Origin of the sequence: Methylobacterium sp. XJLW, from assembly GCF_003254375.1 — a bacterium.
GTDB lineage: Bacteria > Pseudomonadota > Alphaproteobacteria > Rhizobiales > Beijerinckiaceae > Methylobacterium > Methylobacterium fujisawaense.
The window spans coordinates 1,820,354-1,839,211 of sequence record NZ_CP016429.1 but is presented as its reverse complement, the minus strand read 5'-3'; the positions used below and the strand labels follow the sequence as shown (position 1 = coordinate 1,839,211).

Below are 18,858 nucleotides of genomic sequence, written 5' to 3'. Positions count from 1 at the left end.
AGGCACCCACCGCCGAGGACGATGCGGCCTGACGTGCCCGCGTCGCCGCGGCGGCCCGGGCCGGCCCCGGGGGCGTCACCGCTGATTGGCGATGGGCCGCAGCAGCGCGCCGAGCAGAAAGGCCAGCTGGCCGCAGATCAGCAGTGCCGTACCGCGGCGCAGACACGCACCTGCGCTCAGGTTGTAGACGCAGAGGCCGTAGCCGACCTCCGCCGCCACGATCGGAACGAAGACCAGCAGCCGCCAGACCGAACCGAAGCGTCCGAGCATCACGCCCAGCAGGGCGTTGAGCATCATGCCCTTCATCGGCGCATTCCACGGTGTGCGCGGCGATTGGGACGCGGCCGCCAGGCCATGGCCCTAGCGGCTGCCGCGCTGGCTCAACACGGCCGGCACCGTCTTGAGCAGGATGCCGAGGTCGCGGGCGAGGCTCCACTGGCTGGCATAGGCGCAATCCAGGGCGACGCGCTCGGCGTAGCCCGTGTCGCTGCGCCCGGAGACCTGCCACAGGCCGGTCAGCCCCGGCGGAACCGAGAAGCAGGTGATGAAGTCGGCGCCGTAGCGGACGACCTCCGCCTGCACGATCGGCCGCGGACCGACGAGGCTCATCTCTCCGCACAGCACGTTCCAGAGCTGCGGCAGCTCGTCGAGGGAGGTCTTGCGCAGGACCTGGCCCAGCGCCGTCACGCGGGGGTCGTGCGTGAGCTTGTAGGACGCCTCCCACTCGGCCCGGGCCTCGGGATGCTCGGCGAAGTGCCGCGTCAGAACCGTGTCGCTGTCCGGCACCATGGACCGGAACTTCAGGCAGCCGAAGGGGCGCCCGTACCGGCCGAGGCGCTTGTGGCGGAAGATCGGCGACCGGCCGTCGCTCCCCCAGATCAGCAGGGCGATGAACAGCAGGAGCGGCAGCAGCAGGAGCAGGGCCGTCAGGGCGATGGTGGCGTCGAGGATGCGCTTCGTCACCCAGCTCGCCCTGAGGCCCGGGCCGGCCTGCACCGTCGCCGGCAACGTCTTGACCAAGGCCTCGTTGATCGTCTCGACCACATCCTGCGGCGTCGACGACTCGATCGGCGTCGGGGTCCCGGCCGGGCGCAACATGTCGGCTCCTTGACTCGAAGCGAGACGGGGTCCGAACCTGCGGAGCGGCGTGCGCGCCCGGCCGGTCCGGCCCGCGTCGCCGCAGCCGGCTTCGACGGCTGTCAGCCGGTCCGAAGGGGCGTCGATCGCAGGCGGAACCCTTGCGCCGACTCTGGGCCGGCGAGAGGTTCGGCAACAAGACGGCCGCCGATCCATCAATGGAGGTAAATCGTTGCTGGTCGTGCTGGTCTTCGCTGCGCTGATAGGAGGAGCGATCGGCTTCACACTGGTCCTGCCGAAGGGGATCCTGGTCGCGCTGCTGGCCGCCCAGGCTGCGGCGGCCGTTTCCGTCGGCCTCGTCGCCCTCCTCGCCCGGCGCCGCTGAGCGGCAAGACCGCTTTCGGGGAGCCCCGCTCCCCCGATCGAGGTAGGGACCTCCGGCTCTCAGCCCGGTCTATGGCGGCGTGTCCGGCCCTCCCGGACGCGAACGAAGCCGCACGGGCGAGATCGGCACTCAGGTCTGCCCCGGCGCGGCGCGGACGATCACCGGACGAGGCGCGCCGTGGCCCCTCCAGAGCGCCGCATCATCGGGTTCGACGGCCTCCGGGCCGTGGCGTTCCTGATGGTCTTCATCAGCCACAAGGCGTCGAGCCCGAGGACCGAAGCCGTCGGCACAGCCGGGGTGTGGCTGTTCTTCGTCCTGAGCGGCTTCCTGATCGTCCGCATCCTCGACGCCGCCCGCGCGGCGGTGGAGGCCGGCACGGCGACGCCGCTCGGCAGCCTCGGACTGTTCTACCGGAACCGGATCGCCCGCATCGTGCCGGTCTACTACGTCTTCCTGTTCGTGCTCTACACGGTCCGGCCCGGCGACCCGTCCAGTCTCGGCACCGCCGCGTTCAAGGGCGCGACGTGGTTCTACGTCACGAACGTCTACATCGCGCAGAACGGCTGGGGGACCGAACTCGGCCACCTCTGGAGCCTCGCCGTCGAGCAGCAATTCTACCTGCTGTTCGCGCCGGCGGCGCTGTTCCTGCCGCGGCGGCACCTCGGCACGCTGTGCGGGATCCTGATCGGGGTCAGCGTCGTGACGCACGGCGCCCTGTGGCTGTCGGGCGCCGGGCCGACGCGCTTCGATGTCGATACGCTGGCCAATCTCGGGCTGATCGCGCTGGGCGGCCTCGCCGGTCTGCGCACCAAGCCGCTTCCGGCCTGGCTCGCCCACGACGCCGCCCTGGCCGGCGTGGCGATCCTGTTCCTGACCCTGCCGCTCGTGGTCGCGCCGACCGGCTGGTGGCTGATCCTCGGCCGCCTCAGCGGCGTCCTGGCGGCGCTGCTCCTGCTGCAGGTGGTTCAGGTGCGGGACGGCCGCGCGGTCGCCCTGCTGGAGATCCCGTGGCTGCGCCGGATCGGCGTGATCAGCTACGCCGCCTACCTGTTCCACGTTCCGCTCCACGCGGAACGGGTGCTCGCGCCAATCGGCCTCGACGTCGCCGGCCCGCGCCCGGTCTCGATGGCGCTGGACCTGATCCTCACGCTGTTGCTGGCGGAATTGTCGTGGCGGCTCCTCGAGGCGCCGGCCCGCCGGCTCCTGCGGGCGCCACCCCGGCGGGTCGGCTCGTCTGCGCTGATCGGCCCGTAGCCGCGTCCCGCGGCGGCAGCGGCCGGGCCGGTTTGCGGATGCCCGCGGGCGGGCCCTGTCTAGCTCTTGATCGGCAACCGGCCGACCTCGGCACCGGTGGCGTCGCGCACGACGAGCGTCCACCTGCCGTCCGAGCCTGCGGCACCCAGATCGCCTGCCACTTCGTCGATCACGCTGCGGGCCTCCGCCAGCGCCTCGGCCAGGTCTTCGGCTTCCACGCCCTGCGCGTCGCGGATCGTTTCCTTGCCGTTCTCGATATCGAAATAGAAGCGACTGGGCACCCATCTCCTCCCTGAATGCTGCCCTCGGGAGGGCCCCCTCGGATACTACCTACGTAGTTCGCCCGTGCCCGACAATGCTCAGTAGGAGACATAAACCTTAACAAACACCAAAACTGTTTTCGCCAGTCGCGTTGCAATAATGTCGAGATTCCATCCAAATAATCCATTATAGGTATCGCCGATCACCCTTCCGGCCGCGTCGGCCATGGCGACGCGCGGTGACGGGCCTCAGCGGCGTTCGACATGACAGCCTCCGGCGATTCGAGCCTCAAGAAGGATTCTCCCGCCTCGGCGGAGCGGAAGCAGAAATTGCGTGCCCATGTCCGGTCGATCCTGACACAGGGCCTCACCCCGCAGGAGCCGCGTCCCGGCGGCGAATCGAAGCCCGGGTCACGCTGAGCGCCCCCCGCCACCGGGGCCATCCGCCGCAAGAGGAAGGGCTGCCGGCGGCCCTACGCCCTTTGAGCGTCGTGCGCGCCGATCACTTCGGGCTCATGTCGAGGGCGGCCTGGGAGGCCGCGCCCGTCGGGCCAGGAAACGCGATGGCGGATCAATTCTTGTCCGATGCCCGGGGCACGTCCGTGGACGTCTCGTTCATCATGGCCGCGCACGATGCGGCGCCCTGGATCGAGATGGCCGTTCGCTCCGCCCTCGCCCAGACCGGCGCCGCCGTGGAGGTCGTGGCGGTCGATGACGGCTCGCGGGACGGGACCGGGACCGTGCTGGCGCGCTTGGCGGAGGCCGATCGGCGCGTCCGCGTGATCTCCCTCGCCGGGGCCGGGCCGGGATCGCCCCGGGGCCCGTCGAGCGCCCGGAACGCGGCCCTGGACGCCGCCCGGGGCCGCTGGATCGCGATCCTCGACGCCGACGACCTGATCCTGCCAAATCGCTCCCGGTCGCTGCTCGACCTTGCCCTGGCGGCGGATGCCGACATCGTCGCCGACAACCCGATCCCGTTCACGGACGTGTTCGATCCCCGGGGACCGGGCATGATGGAGGGCGGCCGGGAGCCGTACCTGTTCGAGATCGATCTCGCCAAGTACATCGCCTGCAATCAACTTCTCAGGCCAGGGACCAAGCTCGGCTACCTCAAGCCCATGATCCGGGCCGAGACCCTCAACCGGCACAAGATCCGGTACGACGAAGGCGTCCGGATCGGCGAGGACTTCCTGCTGTGCCTCGAGGCCCTCGCGGCGGGCGCGCGGTTCGTGGTCACCAGCGACGCGGGCTACGGCTATCGGCGCGGCCCGACCTCCCTGTCCCACCGGCTGCGCCAAGCCGACATTGCGCGCTTGGAGGCGGCCTTCGCGGCCCGGGCGGAGCACGGCCGCCTCGCGGAGGCCCGGGCGCGGTCCGCTGAGATCCGCCACGGCAGCCGCGCCTACCGCGACGGCCTCGCGATGATGCGCATGATGGCCCAGGTCATCGAGGCCGCCCAGGCCGGCCGGTGGATCCAGGGCGCCGCCCTGGCGCTCCGGCATCCCCGGATGTGGCAATCCCTGGCCGCGACGCTGCTGGAAGCGGCGGGCAAGCGCCTGCGGCCGAGGCTACACGCCCTCCCGATCGGACAGAGGTGAGACGATGCGCCTGTGCATCTGTATCTGCACCTGCGAGCGGCCCGTCGGGCTCGCGCGCCTTCTCAAGGCGCTGGACCAGCAGCGGCTCGGCAACCTCGCCGAGACCGCCCTGCGCATCCTGATCATCGACAACGGGCGCAGCCGCGCCGCCGTGCCGGTCGTGGAGGCCTACCGGGCGACCGGCCGTTTCCCGGTCACCTATGCCCGGGAGGAGACCCGCGGCCTCGCCGCGGTCCGCAACCGGAGCCTCGCGGAGGCCTCCGCGGCCGGCGCGGATTGGGTCGCGCTGATCGACGACGACGAGTTCCCCGACCGGGACTGGCTCCACAACCTGCTCGAGACCGCCCTCGGAACGGGGGCCGCGGCCTGCATCGGGCCGGTCGTGCCGTTCTTCGACCGGGTGCCGCCCACCTGGGCGGCGGCGGGGGGCTTCTTCGCCAAGCGCCTGCCGGTCCGCGACGGCTTCGTGCAGGACGGCTACACCGCCAACGCGCTCCTGGACCTGCGGGTGATCCGGGCGCTGGGCCTGTCCTTCGACATGCGCTTCAACACCCTGGGCGGCGAGGACACCTTCTTCTTCCGGTCCCTGCTGCAGGCCGGGCACCGGATCGCCTGGGCCGAGACGGCTTTGGTCTACGACAGCATCCCGACGCACCGGATGCGGGTGCGCTGGCTGCTGGCCCGCTGGTACCGCAGCGGCAACGTCGAGGCCTATCTCGGCCGGCTCCGCCCGGAGACGGTGACCGGCCGCCTCGCCAATGCGGGCCGCGGCCTCGCGCGCCTCGGCGGTGGCCTGCTGCGGCTCGGGATCGCCGGCCTGTCCCTCAGGCCGGAGACCCTGATCGGCGGCGGCTACACGCTGTGCCGGGGGGCCGGCCTGCTCGCGGCGGTCATCGGCCTGAGCTACCGGGAATATCACCCGTCGCGCTACCGGTAGCGTCTTCTAGCGTCTCCTAGCGGGTCGCGAACGCGATGCTGAGCGCCGCCTTGGCCACGAGGCCCGGGCTTGCCAGGGCGTCGCGGTACTGGCGGTAGCGCCGGTCGAGGGCGTTCTGGACGACGACATCCGCCGTGACCCGGTCGGTGACCGCATAGGTGGCGAAGAGGTCCACCAGCCCGTAGGCCTTGGTGGCCCGGTTCCGGGAACCCGCCGGGAGGTCGGTGCGCGCATCCACCAGGGTCAGGCGCGTCCCGACGGTGAGCCGGTCGGCGAGGAAGCGCAGGCCCAACGTCGTGCCGATCCGGTCCGGCGGCACCGTGAGCAGGCTCTCGCGGGTGGCTCGGTCGCGACCGTCGATATGGGTGGCGGCGAGCGACACGAAGCCCCGGCCCCAATCGTAGATGCCCTCCAGTTCCACGCCCGACAGGTCGGCCCGGGCGATGTTGCGGTACTGGTAGGAGCGCACCGGGATCACGCAGGGGAAGCGCCCGGGCCGGCCGGAGCAGGCCGAGGCCGGGATGCCGGGAATCGCCGGGACGAAGTAGGTCGGCCCGACCGCCTGCATGTCGATGAAGGCGTCGACCGCGGTGTCGAACACGGCGAGCTTGGCGCGCAGGGAATCCTCCGGCCCCATCGCGGCGTCGGCGCGCAGGTTGACGCCGCCCTCGACGGTGCGGGCCACCTCCGGCCGCAGGGCCGGATTCGGCAGGATCGTGAAGGCCGGGAACGGGTGGAGGCCCTGCACCAGCGTCTCGGTGACGGTGGGGGCGCGATAGCCCTCGGCATAGGTGCCGTAGAGTTCGAGGCCGCCCAGCGGCGCAACGCCGATCGTGATCTTCGGCGAGACCCGCGCGCCGCCGGCGCGATAGGCCCCGCCGTCGAGCCGGTAGCTGTCGCGCCGGAGCGCGCCGACGATCCGCAGCCACGGCGCGGCTTGGATCTCGTCCTGCAGGAAGGCGCCGGCCAGGTCCCGCCGCCCCGACGGTGTGAAGGCCGCCCCGAAGCCGCCGGCTCGGTCGGTGGTCCGGACGCGATTCGCCACGCCGTCGCCGCCGAGCGTGAGCGCGTGCGCGACCGGACCGGTCTCGAACCGGGCGGTGTTGTGGGCGTCGAAGCCCATCGTCGCGATGTCGTAGGTCAGACGGTCGCCGGCCCGGGTGCCGAGCCGGCTGTAAACGCCCCGCGGCGAGTCCTGGAGGAAAGTCAGGGCGTCGTGCGTCGTGGTCGCGTAGCTGTCGAGGCTGAGATCGACGAGCGGCACGTCCGGCCGGGCGAAGCGGTAGCCGACGGTGTAGGTGTCGGCCTGCACGGCGTTGGCGAAGCGAGCCCCGCCGCCGGTGTCGCCGCCATTGACGAAGTCGAAGCGCTGGAGGAGCGCGGTGGCGTGGATCGCGTGTCCGTCCGCGGGCCGCAGGGTGAGCTTGGCGAGGCCCGCATTCAGGTCGCTGCCGGTATCGGGCACCGGCAGGCCGGCGCCGTCGCGATAGGGCGCGGTGTCGCGGAAGACGAACTGCCCGAACAGGTCCGCGGCGGTGCCGATGCGGGCGCCGAGCGCCGAGCTGTTCACGAAGCGCTGGCCGTTCGTGCCGAAGCCCTGCTTCTGCACGAAGCCGGCGGTCTCGTCGGGGGCCAGGATGTCGTCGATCGACCGGGTGCGGAACGCCGCGACGCCCCCGATGGCGCCCGAGCCGTAGATCGTCGCCGTGGGCCCGCGGGTGATGTCGACGCCGCCGACGAGTTCGGGATCCAGGTAGAACACGCCGTTGGCGCCGTGGCCCGAGACCTGGAAGTCCTGCCGCGCGCCGTCGACCAGGACGTTGACCCGGCCGAAATCCTGCAGGCCGCGGATGTTGATCGCCTGCGCAGGATCGGTCCGGTTCTCCTGGGTGGTCACGCCGGGCACGTCGCGCAGCACCTCGGACAGGCGTCCGGGCTGGAGCCGGTCGAGGGCCGCGCGCGGGACGACGCTCGTGCCTGCCAGGGCGTCGACGGCCGGAACGGCGGTCTTCGTCGCGGTGACCGACAGCGTATCGAGGCCGATCTCGGGCTCGAGGCGCGCGGCCGGGCCGGACTCCTCCGCCCGGGCGCCCGGCAGAGTCGCCAGCGCAACGCCGAGGGCGACGAGCGCCCGGTGGAAAGCATAAGCCATGATGACGATCGCCCCCGCACAGTCGTTTCCAAGAGCTGGCTGGCGGATGGCTGGCTTGCTGAAGCTTTTCTCGCCGATCGCGACGGCGATGCGCAACAGATTTTTCTGGGATGTCGGGCCGGCATGCCGAGAAGGCCGTCCTGGCGCCGGCCGGACGACGTCGAGGATCCACGAAATTCGGTCAGGTCGGTGTCCGGCCGGCCACATCCCGATGCGGCAGGAGGAAGGGCTGGTCGCCCTCGGGCACCCGGCCGACCGGCCAGCGGACGCCGAAGACCCGCGCGATCAGCTCGTCCGTCAGGACCTCGGCCGGTCGCCCGCGCGCGACCAGCCGGCCCCCGTCCAGAACCAGAAGCCGGTCGGCATAGGCCGCGGCGAGGTTGAGGTCGTGCAGGATCGCCACCACGGCGATGCCGGCCGCTGCCAGCCCGGCCGCGGCGTCGAGAAGCGCGCCCTGGTGGCGGAGGTCGAGACTCGCGGTCGGCTCGTCGAGGAACAGCACCTGCCGCTCCGCGACCGTGCGGCCGGCCTCCAGCTGGCAGAGCACGCGGGCGAATTGCACCCGCGCCTGCTCCCCGCCCGACAGGGTCGGATAGGCGCGCCCGGCGAGATGGGCCACGTCGGCCTGTTCGAGGGCCCGGGCCAGGATCGCGGCGCGGTCGCGGGCGCCGAGGCCCCGGCCGATGCCGTCGAGGCCGATTCGGACCACCTCGGCCGCCGCGAACGGGAAGGCGAGGCGCGCCGCCTGCGGCAGCACGGCCCGCATCGCTGCGAGCCGGCAGGGCGGGATCGTCTCAATTGCCGCGCCGGCATAGGCGACGGTGCCCCGGGTCGGGCGCAGGGCGCCGCTGAGCAGGCGGAGGAGGGTGGACTTGCCGGCCCCGTTCGGGCCGACGATCACCTGGAGGGTGCCGCCTTCCACCTCCAGGGAGACGTCGCGCACGAGGTCGCGCCCCGCCACCGTGACGGTCAGGTCGCGCGCCGTGAGCAGGGCCGGATCAGACATCGTCCGGCTGCACCCGGTCGAGGAGCAGCCACAGGAAGACCGGCGCCCCGACCAGCGCCGTGACGATCCCGATGGGCAGTTCGGCGGGCGCGGCGACGAGGCGCGCCACCACGTCGGCGAGGATCAGGAAGGCGCCGCCGAGGAGCGCCGAGGCCGGGAGCAGCAGCCGGTGCCCCGGGCCGATCAGCAGCCGCAGGGCGTGCGGCACCACGAGGCCGACGAAGCCGATCACCCCGGCCGCCGCCACGCTGGCGCCGACCGCGACCGCCACCAGCACGATGCAGGCGCGCTTCAGCCGCTCCACCGGGACGCCGAGATGGAACGCCTCGGCCTCGCCGAGGACCAGGGCGTTCAGGCCGCGGCCGAGGAACGGGACCGCGGCCAGCACCGGCAGGATCAGCGGCGCCGAGGCCACGACCTTGGCCCAGGTGGCGCCCCCGAGGCTGCCGAGGGACCAGAAGGCGAGATCGCGCAATTGCCGGTCGTCGCTGACGAAGGTCAGCAGGCCGGTCAGCGCGCCGCTCAGCGCGCCGAGGGCGATCCCGGCAAGCAGCATCGTCGCCACGGCGGTGCGCCCGGACCGCGTGGCGAGGACGTACAGGATGAGGGTCGCGCCCAGGCCCCCGAGGAAGGCCCCGGCCGGCAGGACCGCGTAGGGCAGCGGCCCGGGCAGCCCGAGATGGGCGAGGATGCGGTCGCCGAGGACGATGATGAGCGCGGCGGCGAGCCCCGCCCCCGACGAGACCCCGACCAGCGCCGGGTCGGCCAGGGGATTGCGGAACAGCCCCTGCATCAGCGCGCCGGAGACCGCCAGCCCCGCCCCGACCATCAGCCCCAGCAGAGTGCGGGGCAGGCGGATGGAGAGGATCACGAGGGCGTCCCGGGCGCGGGCCGGATCGCTGCCGTCCCCCAGCAGGACCGCCAGGACCCGCTCCACCGGGATACGGATCGCCCCGAGGCTCACGGAGAGCAGGGCGGCGGACACCACCAGGGCCGCCAGGATCCCCAGCACCCAGGGCGCCGGGGACCGCCGGCTCACGCGCGCCGCCCGCCGCCGCGCGGCTCAGTCACGCGGCAGGTCCGGGTAGAGCGCCCGCATCAGGTCCGTGGCGGCCTGCGGCGTGCGCGGACCGAAGCCGAGGAGGTAGAGCCCGTCCATGGCCACCAGCCGGCCTTGGGCGCCCGCGGGGGTCTGGGCGAGGGCCGTGCCGGGGGCGAAGATACCCTCGGGCTTCGGCGGCTCCGGGCCATTCTGCATCATCACCACCGCGTCGGGAGCGGCGGCCACGATGGCCTCGTCGGTCATCGGCTTGAAGCCCTCCAGGCCCGTGGCCGCGTTGGCGATGCCCGCCAGGGTCAGGATGCCGTCCGCCGAGGAGCCGGCACCGCCGACGACGGTCCGGCCGCCCTGGACCGAGAGGACGACGAGGGCCCGGGCCGGCCGGGCGATCCGAGCGCGCCGGGCTGCGAGGTCGGCGAAACGGGCGCGGACCTCGGCCTCGAGGGCCTCGGCCGCACGCTCCAGCCCGGCGAGGCGCCCGACCGTCTCGATCTTGTCCAGCACGCCCTCGGGGCTCGGCGGCTCCGTCACGGTCTCCACACGCAGCCCGGCCTCGCGCAGCTGCGCCAGGACCGCGGGCGGGCCCGCCCCCTCGGCGGCGATGATCAGGTCGGGCTGCTGCGCCAGCAGGCCCTCGGCCGAGAGCGCCCGCAGGTAGCCGACATTCGGCTTCTCGCGCAGCGCCTCGGGCGGGTAGAGGCTGGTCGTGTCGACCGCGACGATCCGGCCGCCGGCGCCGAGGCGGTAGAGGATCTCGGTGACGGCACCGCCCAGTGCTGCGATGCGGGTGGCCGCCTGCGCGGCGGCGGCGCGCGGGGCGAGCGCACCGGCCGCGGCGGCGGCCAGGAGGGCGCGGCGCGATATCGGGGCGGGGGCGTTCATTTGGTCAGGATCAGCTTGTCGCTCGCGGTCACGCGCAGGCGATAGGCGTGGCCGCCGTGGCGGATGACGATCTCCCGGCGCCCCTGCAGGAGACGCGCCGAGCCGATCTCGGCCGCCGGCTCCGGCAGCGGAACGGGCTGCGTCGCGCCGGGCCCCGCGCGGGTCCCAGCCGGAATGCCGCGCTGCCCCTCTCCTTCGGCACGCAACATGGACCGATCGCTCCAGAGCTGTTGTTTGTAAATCTTCAAATGAAAGACTTACTTGGATAGAGGAACAGCTTAGCGGCAATCGATTGCGGGCGCCACCCCGCTGCGGTGGTGTCGTAATACTTCAAAAATCTCCTGTAGAAACCGGGCGATTCCGATTTTCGGATCCACCGATGCGGCGCTGGACCGGTTCGGCTCCGTCGAGACCCTCGACCCGAGCGATATCGGCCGGAGCGCTGTCGACCGCGACGACCGGGTGCCATCTGGGCCCGCGCCCAGAGCGGGCCGGCATGGGCCGCCACGCTGCGCGCCCAGTCCGGCCGCGCGATCGCCGCAGCGGTGAGGCGGGCAAGGCGCTGCGTCCGATCGCCGGAGCGGCGGAGCTGAGCGGCCTCAGGCCGCCGCGCCCTGACGCGGGCCCGCGTCCCAGTCGCCCCCCCAATCCTGGACGCTGTGGCCAGGCGCGACCTCCCGGTAGAGCCGCTCCGGCGCCACGTAGTCGGGCGCGCGGATCGGACTGCGGATCTCGTCGTCCGGCAGGGCGTGCCGCGCGCCCCGCCGGGCCGGATCCGGGACCGGCACGGCGGCGAGCAGCTTCTTCGTGTAGGGGTGCTGCGGGTCGCCGAAGATCGCGGCGCGCGGTCCGATCTCCACGATCTCGCCGAGATACATCACGGCGACCCGGTGGCTCACCCGCTCCACCACCGCCATGTCGTGCGAGATGAACAGATAGGCGAGGCCGAACTCGGCCTGGAGGTCGAGCATCAGGTTCACGACCTGCGCCTTCACCGAGACGTCGAGCGCCGAGACCGCCTCGTCGGCGACGATCAGACGGGGGTTCAGGGCGAGCGCCCGGGCGATGCAGATGCGCTGGCGCTGGCCGCCGGAGAATTCGTGCGGGAAGTGCCCGGCCGTCTCGGGCGCGAGTCCGACCCGGGCCAGCAGGTCCTCGGCCCGAAGCCTTGCCTCGCGGGGCGCGGCGAGGCGGTTGATCAGCAGCGGCTCGGCCACCGCCGCACCGACGCTCAGGCGCGGGTCGAGGCTCGCGAACGGGTCCTGGAAGATCATCTGCATGCGCTGGCGGCGGGTGCGCAGGGTCTTCGGGTCGAGGCCGGTGATGTCCTCGCCGTCGAGCAGGACCGAGCCCGACAGCGGCTCGACGAGGCGCAGGATCGCGCGGCCGGTGGTGGACTTGCCGCAGCCGGATTCGCCGACCAGCGCCAGGGTCTCCCCGGCCGCGAGGCTGAATGAGACCCGCTCCACCGCGTGGACGCGGCCGGTCACGCGGCCGAGGAGGCCGGAGCGGATGTCGAACCGGGCGGTCAGGTCGCGCACCTCCAGCACCGGGCGCTCGGCGGCCCTGACGGTGTCGGGGGTCTCGGGCGTCGGCGCCGCCAGGCCGGTCGCCCGGTCGACCACCGGGAAGCGCATCGGGCGGGCGCGGCCCGCCATGGTCCCCAGCCGCGGGACCGCGGCCAGCAGCGCCCGCGTGTAGGGCTCGGCGGGGGCGTCGAAGATCCGTGCGGTCGGGCCGGCCTCCACGGCGCGGCCCCGGTACATCACCACGGTGCGGTCGGCGATTTCGGCGACCACGCCCATGTCGTGGGTGATGAACAGGACCGACATGCCCTCCTCGTCCTGCAGGCTCTTGATGAGGTCGAGGATCTGGGCCTGGATCGTGACGTCCAGCGCCGTGGTCGGCTCGTCGGCGATGAGGAGCTTCGGCCGGCAGGCCAGCGCCATGGCGATCATCACCCGCTGGCGCATGCCGCCGGAGAAGCGGTGCGGGTACTCGTGCAGGCGCGACCGGGCGGCCGGGATCCGGACCTTGTCGAGGAGCCGGAGCGCCTCCGCCTCGGCGGCGGACCGCGACAGGCCCCGGTGCCGGATCAGCGCCTCGGCGATCTGGAAGCCGATGGTGAGCACCGGGTTCAGGGAGGTCATCGGCTCTTGGAAGATCATGGCGATGGAATCGCCGCGCACCCGCCGCATCTCGGCCTCGGGGGCCGTGAGCAGCTCGCGCCCCGCGAAGCGCACGCTGCCGCCGATGCGGCTCGCGTCCCGCGGCAGGAGGCGCAGGATCGACAGGGCGCTGACGCTCTTGCCGGAGCCGGACTCGCCCACCAGCGCCACGGTCTCGCGGGGCCCGACATCGAAGGAGACGCCGTGCACCACCGCGTGCCAGCGGCCCTCCGAGCGGAAGGACACGGTGAGGTCGGAGACCGAGAGGATCGGATCCGTCACGGGCTTCACTCCTGATCCAGCGGGGTTCGACGGGGCGACTCCACACCGTCCCCGCGCCCTCCGACGCGACGATGTTCCCGCCTCTCCGATGCGCACCGACGCTGATGACGGAGCGCGACGGGCCCCCTCTCCCGTGCGGGAGAGGGTTGGGGTGAGGGATGAGAAGGTTCAGGACCGAGCACACCGTCGACGCTCCGACAGGGCGCGCCCCATCCTGAAAGACCCGATCCCTCACCCTGTCCCTCTCCCGCCCGGGAGAGGGGACCCGCGCCCGATCCTGAAGCCCCAGTGCCGGAAAGGGCCTTTCGGTCTGTCCGCCCCTCTGCGGGGGCAGGCGCGGTCACGGCAAGCCGGCAGCCCTCGAAGCCCCGCCGCATGCCCTAGAGCACCCGGCGCGGGTCGAGGGCGTCGCGCAAACCGTCGCCGATGAAGTTGATCGACAGCACCGTCAGGAAGATCGCGCCCCCCGGGAACAGCGCCCAGTGCGGGGCGACGTCGAGATGGTCCTTGGCGTCGAACAGCAGCCGCCCCCAGGTCGGGATGTCGGGCGGGAAGCCGAGCCCCAGGAAGGAGAGCGTCGATTCCGCGATGATCGCGGACGACACCTCGATGGAGGCCGCCACGATCACCGGCCCCAGGGCGTTCGGCAGGATGTGGCGGCGCACGAGGTGCCCGGTGGTCGCCCCCTGCGAGCGGGCCGCCTCCACGAACTCCTTCTCGCGCAAGCTCAGGAACTGCGCCCGCACCAGCCGGGCGACCGGCATCCAGCGCAGGCCCCCGATCACCGCGACGATCATCAGGAACACGCCGCCCTGGCTGCCGAACACGGCCTTCAGGCTGTCGCGGAACAGGTAGATCACAAGGAGCAGCAGCGGCAGCTGCGGCAGCGACAGGAACAGGTCGGTCAGCCACATCAGCACCGGGTCGAGGAGGCGGCGCGACATGCCGGCGAGCGCGCCCACCAGCACGCCGATCAGGCTCGCCACCGCCATGGCGGCGAAGCCCACGGCGAGCGAGATCCGGCCGCCGTAGATCATCCGGGCGAGGAGATCCTGGCCGAGATCGTCGGTGCCGAACGGGTGGTCCCAGGACGGACCCTGGAGCTGGGCCGCGAAGTCGATATCGTCGATGGCGACCGGCCAGAGCAGGCCGCCGAACACCACGCCGGCGACGAGGAGCGCCAGCACGCCGACGCTGGCGAGCGCCAGCCGGTGCCGCCGGAAGCGCCGCCACGTCTCCCGCGCCGGCGAGGCCGGCGCGCGGGCGACGGGCACCGCCTCATCGGAGGGCGATGCGAGGGTCGAGCCAGCCATAGAGCAGGTCCGCGACGAGGTTGAACAGGATGACGAGGCCGGCGAACACGAAGGTCACCGCCATCACCACCGGCGTGTCGTTGGCCAGCATCGCGTCGATCAGCAGCGAGCCGATGCCGGGGATCCGGAAGATCTGCTCGGTGACGATGGCGCCGCCGAACACCGCCGGGATCTGGAGGGCGACGAGCGTCACCACCGGGATCAGGGCGTTGCGGGCGATGTGCCGGCGGGTCACCGTGCCCTCCGACAGGCCCTTGGCGCGGGCCGTGGTGACGTAGTCGAGGCGGGCGACGTCCAGCGCCGAGGCGCGTACGTAGCGGGTGTAGGAGGCGGCCTGAAAGAAGCCCAGCACCGCCACCGGCATGATCGCCTGCCGGACATTCGCCCAGACCCAGGGCAGGCCGGAGCCCGGCAGGTCGGCCTGGTAGACGAAGGGCAGCCAGCCGAGCTTGATCGAGAACAGCAGGATGAACAGCAGGCCGGTGAAGAAGGTCGGCAGCGAGAAGCCCACGAAGGCCAGCGTGTTGGCGACCTGGTCGGCGAGCGAGTAGGGCCGGCGCGCCGCGTAGAGGCCCACCGGGACCGCGATCAGCAGCGCCAGAACCTGCGAGGAGCCGACGATGAACAGGGTCGTCGGCAGCCGCTGCAGGATCAGGGTGTCGACATTCACCCGGCTGGCGAAGGAGAAGCCCCAATCCCCCTGCAGCATGGCGGTGAGCCAGTGCAGGTAGCGGGTGAGGATCGGGTCATCGAGGCCGAATTTCACCCGCAGGGCCGCCCGCACCTCCGGGGGCACGTTCGGGTTGCTGGCGAGTTCGCCGAACGGGTCGCCCGGCGCGAGCGCCAGGACGGTGAACAGGATCAGGCTGATGCCGAGCAGGCTCGGGATCGCGATCAGGAGCCGTCGCAGGATGTAGGCGCCCATGGCCCGTGCTCCCGCTCAGGCCTCCCTGTACCAGTCGGGCAGGAACGACAGGTCGTTGTCCCAGCCGCTGCGGGGCGCCGTGAGCGTGGCGCCCACCGCCGAGACCTCGGCGCGGTGGATCAGCGGCAGCACGTTCTCGGAGACCGCGAGGTCGTTGCAGGTGATCAGCAGCGCCGCGCGCTTGACCGGGTCGAGCTCGCTCTGGGCGGCGTTGTAGGCCTTGTCGTAGGCGGCGTTGCGCCAGCGCACGACGTTGCGGCCCTGCCACTTGTTGGCCTTCTGGGCCACCTCCCAGGAGGCGTACATGAGCAGCCAGATCGCCGGATCGGCCTGGGTCATGCTGTAGGCGTACATCTCCATGTCGGCGTAGAAATGCGTGCAGGTGTCGGGGTTGGCCGGGTCGGAGGAGAAGAACACCGAGCCGGTCACCGATTTCAGCTCGATCTCGATCCCGGCCTTGGCGGCCGCCTGCTTGATGATCGCCTGGGTCTTCTGACGCGGCGCGTTGATCGAGGTCTGGAAGAGTAGCTTGAGCTTCTTGCCGTCCTTGGCGCGGATGCCGTCGGAGCCCTTCTTCCAGCCGGCCTCGTCGAGGAGCGCGTTGGCCTTGGCCGGGTCGAAGGCGAAGCTCGTGTTCTTGGAGACGAAGCGCTCCGGCCCGTTGACCGTGTTGGCGGTGGGCTTGCCGGTGCGGCCGTAGATGTAGGTCTGGATCGACTTGCGGTCGACCAGCAGGTTCATCGCCTGACACACCTTGGGGTCGGAGAAGGCGGGGTGCTTGGTGGTGACCGAGGCGCGCTCGCCGTCGACCTCGACGTTCGGGTCGGTGGCGTTGAGGAGCAGGAACTCGAGCTTGCCGCCGTAGACCACGTCGACCCGGCCCTTGCCGCCGGTCTCCAGGCGCTTGAGCACCTCGTCCTCGATCAGCATGTTCCAGGCGTAGTCGTACTCGCCGGTCTGGAGCACCGCGCGGGCCGCCGAGACCGCGTCGCCGCCGCCCTTCATCTCGATCGTGTCGAAGTACGGCCGGTTCGGCAGGTGGTAGTCGGGATTGCGCTCGCCGCGGACGATGTCGCCGGGCCGGAACTCCACGAACCGGTACGGGCCGGTGCCCACGGGGGCGAGGTTCTGCGGCGCGTCCCGGGACTTGGCGCCGCTATAGGGCCCGAACAGGTGCTTCGGCAGCACCATCCCGACGATGCCCACGAAGGCGTCGCACCAGTAGGGCGTCGGCTTGTCGAACAGCACCCGGACGCTGAGGTCGTCGACCTTCTCGACCTTGCAATCCTTGTAGGAGCCGGCCGTCACCGCCGCGGTGGCGGGGTCGCGGGCGTAGTCCCAGGTGAAGACGAGGTCGTCGGCGGTGAGCGGCTTGCCGTCGTGCCACGTCACGCCGGGCTTCAGCGTCCACACCACCGAGCGGCCGTCGGCGGCGAGCGCCCCGTTCTCCTTCGACGGGATCGAGGCGGCCAGCACCGGCACGAGGTTGCCGTCCGCGTCCCAGGCGGCGAGCGGCTCGTAGAAGATCCGCGAGGCGTCCTGGTCCTTGGTCCCGATGGCGAAATGCGGGTTGATCAGGGTCGGCGCCTGCCACCAGAGCAGCTTCAGGGCGCCGCCGCCGCCGGCCTTGGTCGGCTTATAGCCGGCCCGGATATCGGCCGCCATCGCGACCCCGTTCCCGGCCAGCATCAGCCCGGCCATGGGCGCGGTGAGGCCGAAAGCCACCATCCGCTGCACGAAGGCGCGCCGCGACAGGCGGCCGCCCTTCACCTGCCCGATGAGGCCGCGCAGATCCCGCTCGTCCATGTACGCATTCCCGTTGACCGCCGCGCGGCACAGCAACATTCCGGTGGCGGCCTTGGCAAGGGGCGGGCCAGTGACGGTTCAACCGAAACGTGTTGAGGAAGGTTCGCTTCGTGCGCAGCATGGCCCCGGCCCTGCATGCCAGTCCCTCTCCTGCCGCACCGAGCCGAGCAGCGCGACGCCGCCGTCTCTGCGAGCGCAGCGAAGCAATCCAGCAGCGCCACGTCCCCTGACCGTGCGCAGCCCTGGGTCGCTTCGCTGCGCTCGCGATGACGGCGCGGAGCCCGCTATGATGGCGCGAACGCGACGCGCGACCTTCCGGGAGACGACACGATGGACAACCGCAACACCGTGTGGCGCCACGTCGACGCGCAGACGGAGCGGCTGATCGCCCTGTCCGACCGGGTCTGGGGCATGCCGGAGGTCTGCTACACGGAAGCGCGGTCCTGCGCCGAGCACGTCGCCGAGCTGCGCCACCAGGGCTTCCGCGTAACCGAGCAGGTCGCCGGCATCCCCACCGCCGTGATGGGCGAGGCCGGTGAAGGCGGGCCTGTCATCGCCTTCCTCGGCGAGTACGATGCCCTGCCGGGCCTGTCGCAGGAGGCGGGCGTCGCCGAGCACCGGCCGGTGGAGGCGGGCGGCCACGGCCACGGCTGCGGCCACAACCTCCTCGGCTCGGCGGCTTTGCTCGCCGCCACCGCCCTGAAGGACTGGCTCGCCGAGACCGGCACCCCCGGCCGCGTGCGCTACTACGGCTGTCCCGCCGAGGAGGGCGGCGCCGCCAAGGCGTTCATGGTCCGCGCCGGCGCCTTCGCGGATGCCGACATCGCGATCTCCTGGCATCCGGGCAGCTTCTGGGAGGTGGCGCCGCCGGTGGCGCTCGCCAACACCCGGGCGGATTTCGTCTTCACCGGGCGCACCGCCCACGCGGCGGCTTCCCCGCATCTCGGGCGCTCGGCGCTCGACGCCGTCGAGCTGATGAGCGTCGGCGTGAACTACATGCGGGAGCACATGCCGTCCGACGCGCGGGTCCACTACGCCTATCTCGACGCCGGCGGCATCGCCCCCAACGTCGTCCAGGCCGGCGCCACGGTGCGCTACTCGATCCGGGCGCGCGACCTGCCGGGCATGCTGGCGCTGGTCGAGCGGGTGAAGAAGATCGCCGAGGGCGCCGCCCTGATGACCGAGACCGCCCTCGAGGTGCGAATCGTCAGCGCGGTGTCGAACCTCCTGGGCAACACGCCGCTGGAGCAAGCGCTCCACGGCGTGATGGAGGAGCTCGGGCCGCCGCATTTCGACGAGGCCGACCGGGACTTCGCGGGCAAGATCCGGTCGACGCTGACCGACGGCGACATCGACGCCGTGTTCCGCGCCATCGGCATGCCGCGCAACGAGGCACCGCTCGCCGATTTCCTCGTGCCCCTCGACGCGCCGCGCAACCCGGCGGTCGGCTCCACGGATGTCGGCGACGTGAGCTGGGTGGTGCCCACCGTCCAGGCCCACGCACCCACGGTGGCGATCGGCACGCCGTTCCACACCTGGCAGGTGGTGGCGCAGGGCAAGACCCCGGCGGCCCACAAGGCGATGGTGCAGGTCGCCAAGGCGATGGCCGCCACCGGCGCCCGGGCGGTGACCGACGCGGCTCTGCGCGACGCCGCCAAGGCGGACCTCGCCCGCCGGGTCGGCGCCGCCGGCTACGTCTCGCCGCTGCCGCCGGAGGTCGCGCCGCCGCTCGGCATGTCGCTGGGGCGGTGAG

Annotated in this window: 17 protein-coding genes; 5 read left to right on the top strand and 12 right to left on the bottom strand. The window is 72.1% G+C overall.

Annotated features, from left to right (window positions below):
* Window positions 1–75: 75 nt before the first annotated feature.
* The gene (locus A3862_RS08545) at window positions 76–306 is read right to left on the bottom strand and encodes a hypothetical protein (RefSeq protein WP_043355172.1); all 231 of its coding nucleotides are present in this window, start codon (window positions 304–306) and stop codon (window positions 76–78) included.
* 54 nt (window positions 307–360) lie between these two features.
* Window positions 361–1,098, bottom strand: a complete 738-nt coding sequence (locus A3862_RS08540) for a sugar transferase (protein ID WP_051045014.1) — start codon at window positions 1,096–1,098, stop codon at window positions 361–363.
* Window positions 1,099–1,309: 211 nt separating this feature from the next.
* Here A3862_RS08540 and A3862_RS31465 point away from each other — a divergent pair, with 211 nt between their 5' ends.
* A complete protein-coding gene (locus A3862_RS31465) occupies window positions 1,310–1,462 on the top strand; it encodes a hypothetical protein (RefSeq protein WP_164706357.1) in 153 nt (50 codons plus the stop codon).
* A 177-nt stretch (window positions 1,463–1,639) separates the two neighbouring features.
* A complete protein-coding gene (locus A3862_RS08535) occupies window positions 1,640–2,716 on the top strand; it encodes an acyltransferase family protein (RefSeq protein ID WP_043355174.1) in 1,077 nt (358 codons plus the stop codon).
* Window positions 2,717–2,775: 59 nt separating this feature from the next.
* On the opposite strand, the gene A3862_RS08530 is transcribed toward A3862_RS08535, so the two are convergent.
* The gene (locus A3862_RS08530; protein WP_043355176.1) at window positions 2,776–2,997 is read right to left on the bottom strand and encodes a DUF6894 family protein; all 222 of its coding nucleotides are present in this window, start codon (window positions 2,995–2,997) and stop codon (window positions 2,776–2,778) included.
* Window positions 2,998–3,539: 542 nt separating this feature from the next.
* Between A3862_RS08530 and A3862_RS08525 the strand changes: the two genes are divergently transcribed.
* Complete coding sequence (locus A3862_RS08525) at window positions 3,540–4,574, top strand: glycosyltransferase family 2 protein (RefSeq protein WP_111473514.1); 1,035 nt, start codon at window positions 3,540–3,542, stop codon at window positions 4,572–4,574.
* A 4-nt stretch (window positions 4,575–4,578) separates the two neighbouring features.
* Entirely contained in the window at window positions 4,579–5,511 is a 933-nt protein-coding gene (locus A3862_RS08520; protein WP_043355178.1) for a glycosyltransferase family 2 protein, read from the top strand.
* A 16-nt stretch (window positions 5,512–5,527) separates the two neighbouring features.
* Here A3862_RS08520 and A3862_RS08515 read toward each other — a convergent pair whose 3' ends face one another.
* The 9 genes from A3862_RS08515 to A3862_RS08470 all read right to left on the bottom strand — a co-directional run bounded on the left by A3862_RS08515 (window position 5,528) and on the right by A3862_RS08470 (window position 17,105).
* On the bottom strand, window positions 5,528–7,663 hold the full coding sequence (locus A3862_RS08515) for a TonB-dependent hemoglobin/transferrin/lactoferrin family receptor (RefSeq protein WP_164706356.1): 2,136 nt from the start codon (window positions 7,661–7,663) through the stop codon (window positions 5,528–5,530).
* A gap of 181 nt (window positions 7,664–7,844) precedes the next feature.
* The gene (locus A3862_RS08510; protein ID WP_111473512.1) at window positions 7,845–8,669 is read right to left on the bottom strand and encodes a heme ABC transporter ATP-binding protein; all 825 of its coding nucleotides are present in this window, start codon (window positions 8,667–8,669) and stop codon (window positions 7,845–7,847) included.
* Complete coding sequence (locus A3862_RS08505) at window positions 8,662–9,708, bottom strand: FecCD family ABC transporter permease (protein ID WP_111473511.1); 1,047 nt, start codon at window positions 9,706–9,708, stop codon at window positions 8,662–8,664. The genes A3862_RS08510 and A3862_RS08505 overlap by 8 nt, the downstream gene beginning before the upstream one ends.
* Before the next feature lie 24 nt (window positions 9,709–9,732).
* Window positions 9,733–10,611 (bottom strand): heme/hemin ABC transporter substrate-binding protein, encoded by an 879-nt coding sequence (locus A3862_RS08500; RefSeq protein ID WP_111473510.1) that lies wholly within the window; start codon window positions 10,609–10,611, stop codon window positions 9,733–9,735.
* Entirely contained in the window at window positions 10,608–10,820 is a 213-nt protein-coding gene (locus A3862_RS08495) for a hemin uptake protein HemP (protein ID WP_111473509.1), read from the bottom strand. Before A3862_RS08495 ends, A3862_RS08500 begins: the two co-directional genes overlap by 4 nt.
* 390 nt (window positions 10,821–11,210) lie before the next feature.
* Window positions 11,211–13,061, bottom strand: a complete 1,851-nt coding sequence (locus tag A3862_RS08485; RefSeq protein WP_111474320.1) for an ABC transporter ATP-binding protein — start codon at window positions 13,059–13,061, stop codon at window positions 11,211–11,213.
* A gap of 380 nt (window positions 13,062–13,441) precedes the next feature.
* Window positions 13,442–14,374, bottom strand: coding sequence for an ABC transporter permease (locus A3862_RS08480; protein ID WP_043353306.1), 933 nt, complete (start codon window positions 14,372–14,374; stop codon window positions 13,442–13,444).
* Window positions 14,340–15,299: an ABC transporter permease gene (locus A3862_RS08475; RefSeq protein ID WP_111473507.1), complete on the bottom strand. Its 960-nt coding sequence runs from the start codon at window positions 15,297–15,299 to the stop codon at window positions 14,340–14,342. Before A3862_RS08475 ends, A3862_RS08480 begins: the two co-directional genes overlap by 35 nt.
* Window positions 15,300–15,314: 15 nt before the next feature.
* Window positions 15,315–17,105: a peptide ABC transporter substrate-binding protein gene (locus tag A3862_RS08470; RefSeq protein ID WP_043759847.1), complete on the bottom strand. Its 1,791-nt coding sequence runs from the start codon at window positions 17,103–17,105 to the stop codon at window positions 15,315–15,317.
* A 330-nt stretch (window positions 17,106–17,435) separates the two neighbouring features.
* Here A3862_RS08470 and A3862_RS08465 point away from each other — a divergent pair, with 330 nt between their 5' ends.
* Complete coding sequence (locus A3862_RS08465) at window positions 17,436–18,857, top strand: M20 family metallopeptidase (protein ID WP_043759849.1); 1,422 nt, start codon at window positions 17,436–17,438, stop codon at window positions 18,855–18,857.
* Window position 18,858: the final 1 nt, after the last annotated feature.

Coding starts and splice junctions, on each gene's coding strand:
- A3862_RS08545 (WP_043355172.1), bottom strand. CDS start 306: ATGAAGGGCATGATGCTCAACGCCCTGCTGGGCGTGATGCTCGGACGC.
- A3862_RS08475 (WP_111473507.1), bottom strand. CDS start 15,299: ATGGGCGCCTACATCCTGCGACGGCTCCTGATCGCGATCCCGAGCCTG.
- A3862_RS08540 (WP_051045014.1), bottom strand. CDS start 1,098: ATGTTGCGCCCGGCCGGGACCCCGACGCCGATCGAGTCGTCGACGCCG.
- A3862_RS08510 (WP_111473512.1), bottom strand. CDS start 8,669: ATGTCTGATCCGGCCCTGCTCACGGCGCGCGACCTGACCGTCACGGTG.
- A3862_RS08495 (WP_111473509.1), bottom strand. CDS start 10,820: ATGTTGCGTGCCGAAGGAGAGGGGCAGCGCGGCATTCCGGCTGGGACC.
- A3862_RS08500 (WP_111473510.1), bottom strand. CDS start 10,611: ATGAACGCCCCCGCCCCGATATCGCGCCGCGCCCTCCTGGCCGCCGCC.
- A3862_RS08470 (WP_043759847.1), bottom strand. CDS start 17,105: ATGGACGAGCGGGATCTGCGCGGCCTCATCGGGCAGGTGAAGGGCGGC.
- A3862_RS08465 (WP_043759849.1), top strand. CDS start 17,436: ATGGACAACCGCAACACCGTGTGGCGCCACGTCGACGCGCAGACGGAG.
- A3862_RS08515 (WP_164706356.1), bottom strand. CDS start 7,663: ATGGCTTATGCTTTCCACCGGGCGCTCGTCGCCCTCGGCGTTGCGCTG.
- A3862_RS08520 (WP_043355178.1), top strand. CDS start 4,579: ATGCGCCTGTGCATCTGTATCTGCACCTGCGAGCGGCCCGTCGGGCTC.
- A3862_RS08480 (WP_043353306.1), bottom strand. CDS start 14,374: ATGGCTGGCTCGACCCTCGCATCGCCCTCCGATGAGGCGGTGCCCGTC.
- A3862_RS08525 (WP_111473514.1), top strand. CDS start 3,540: ATGGCGGATCAATTCTTGTCCGATGCCCGGGGCACGTCCGTGGACGTC.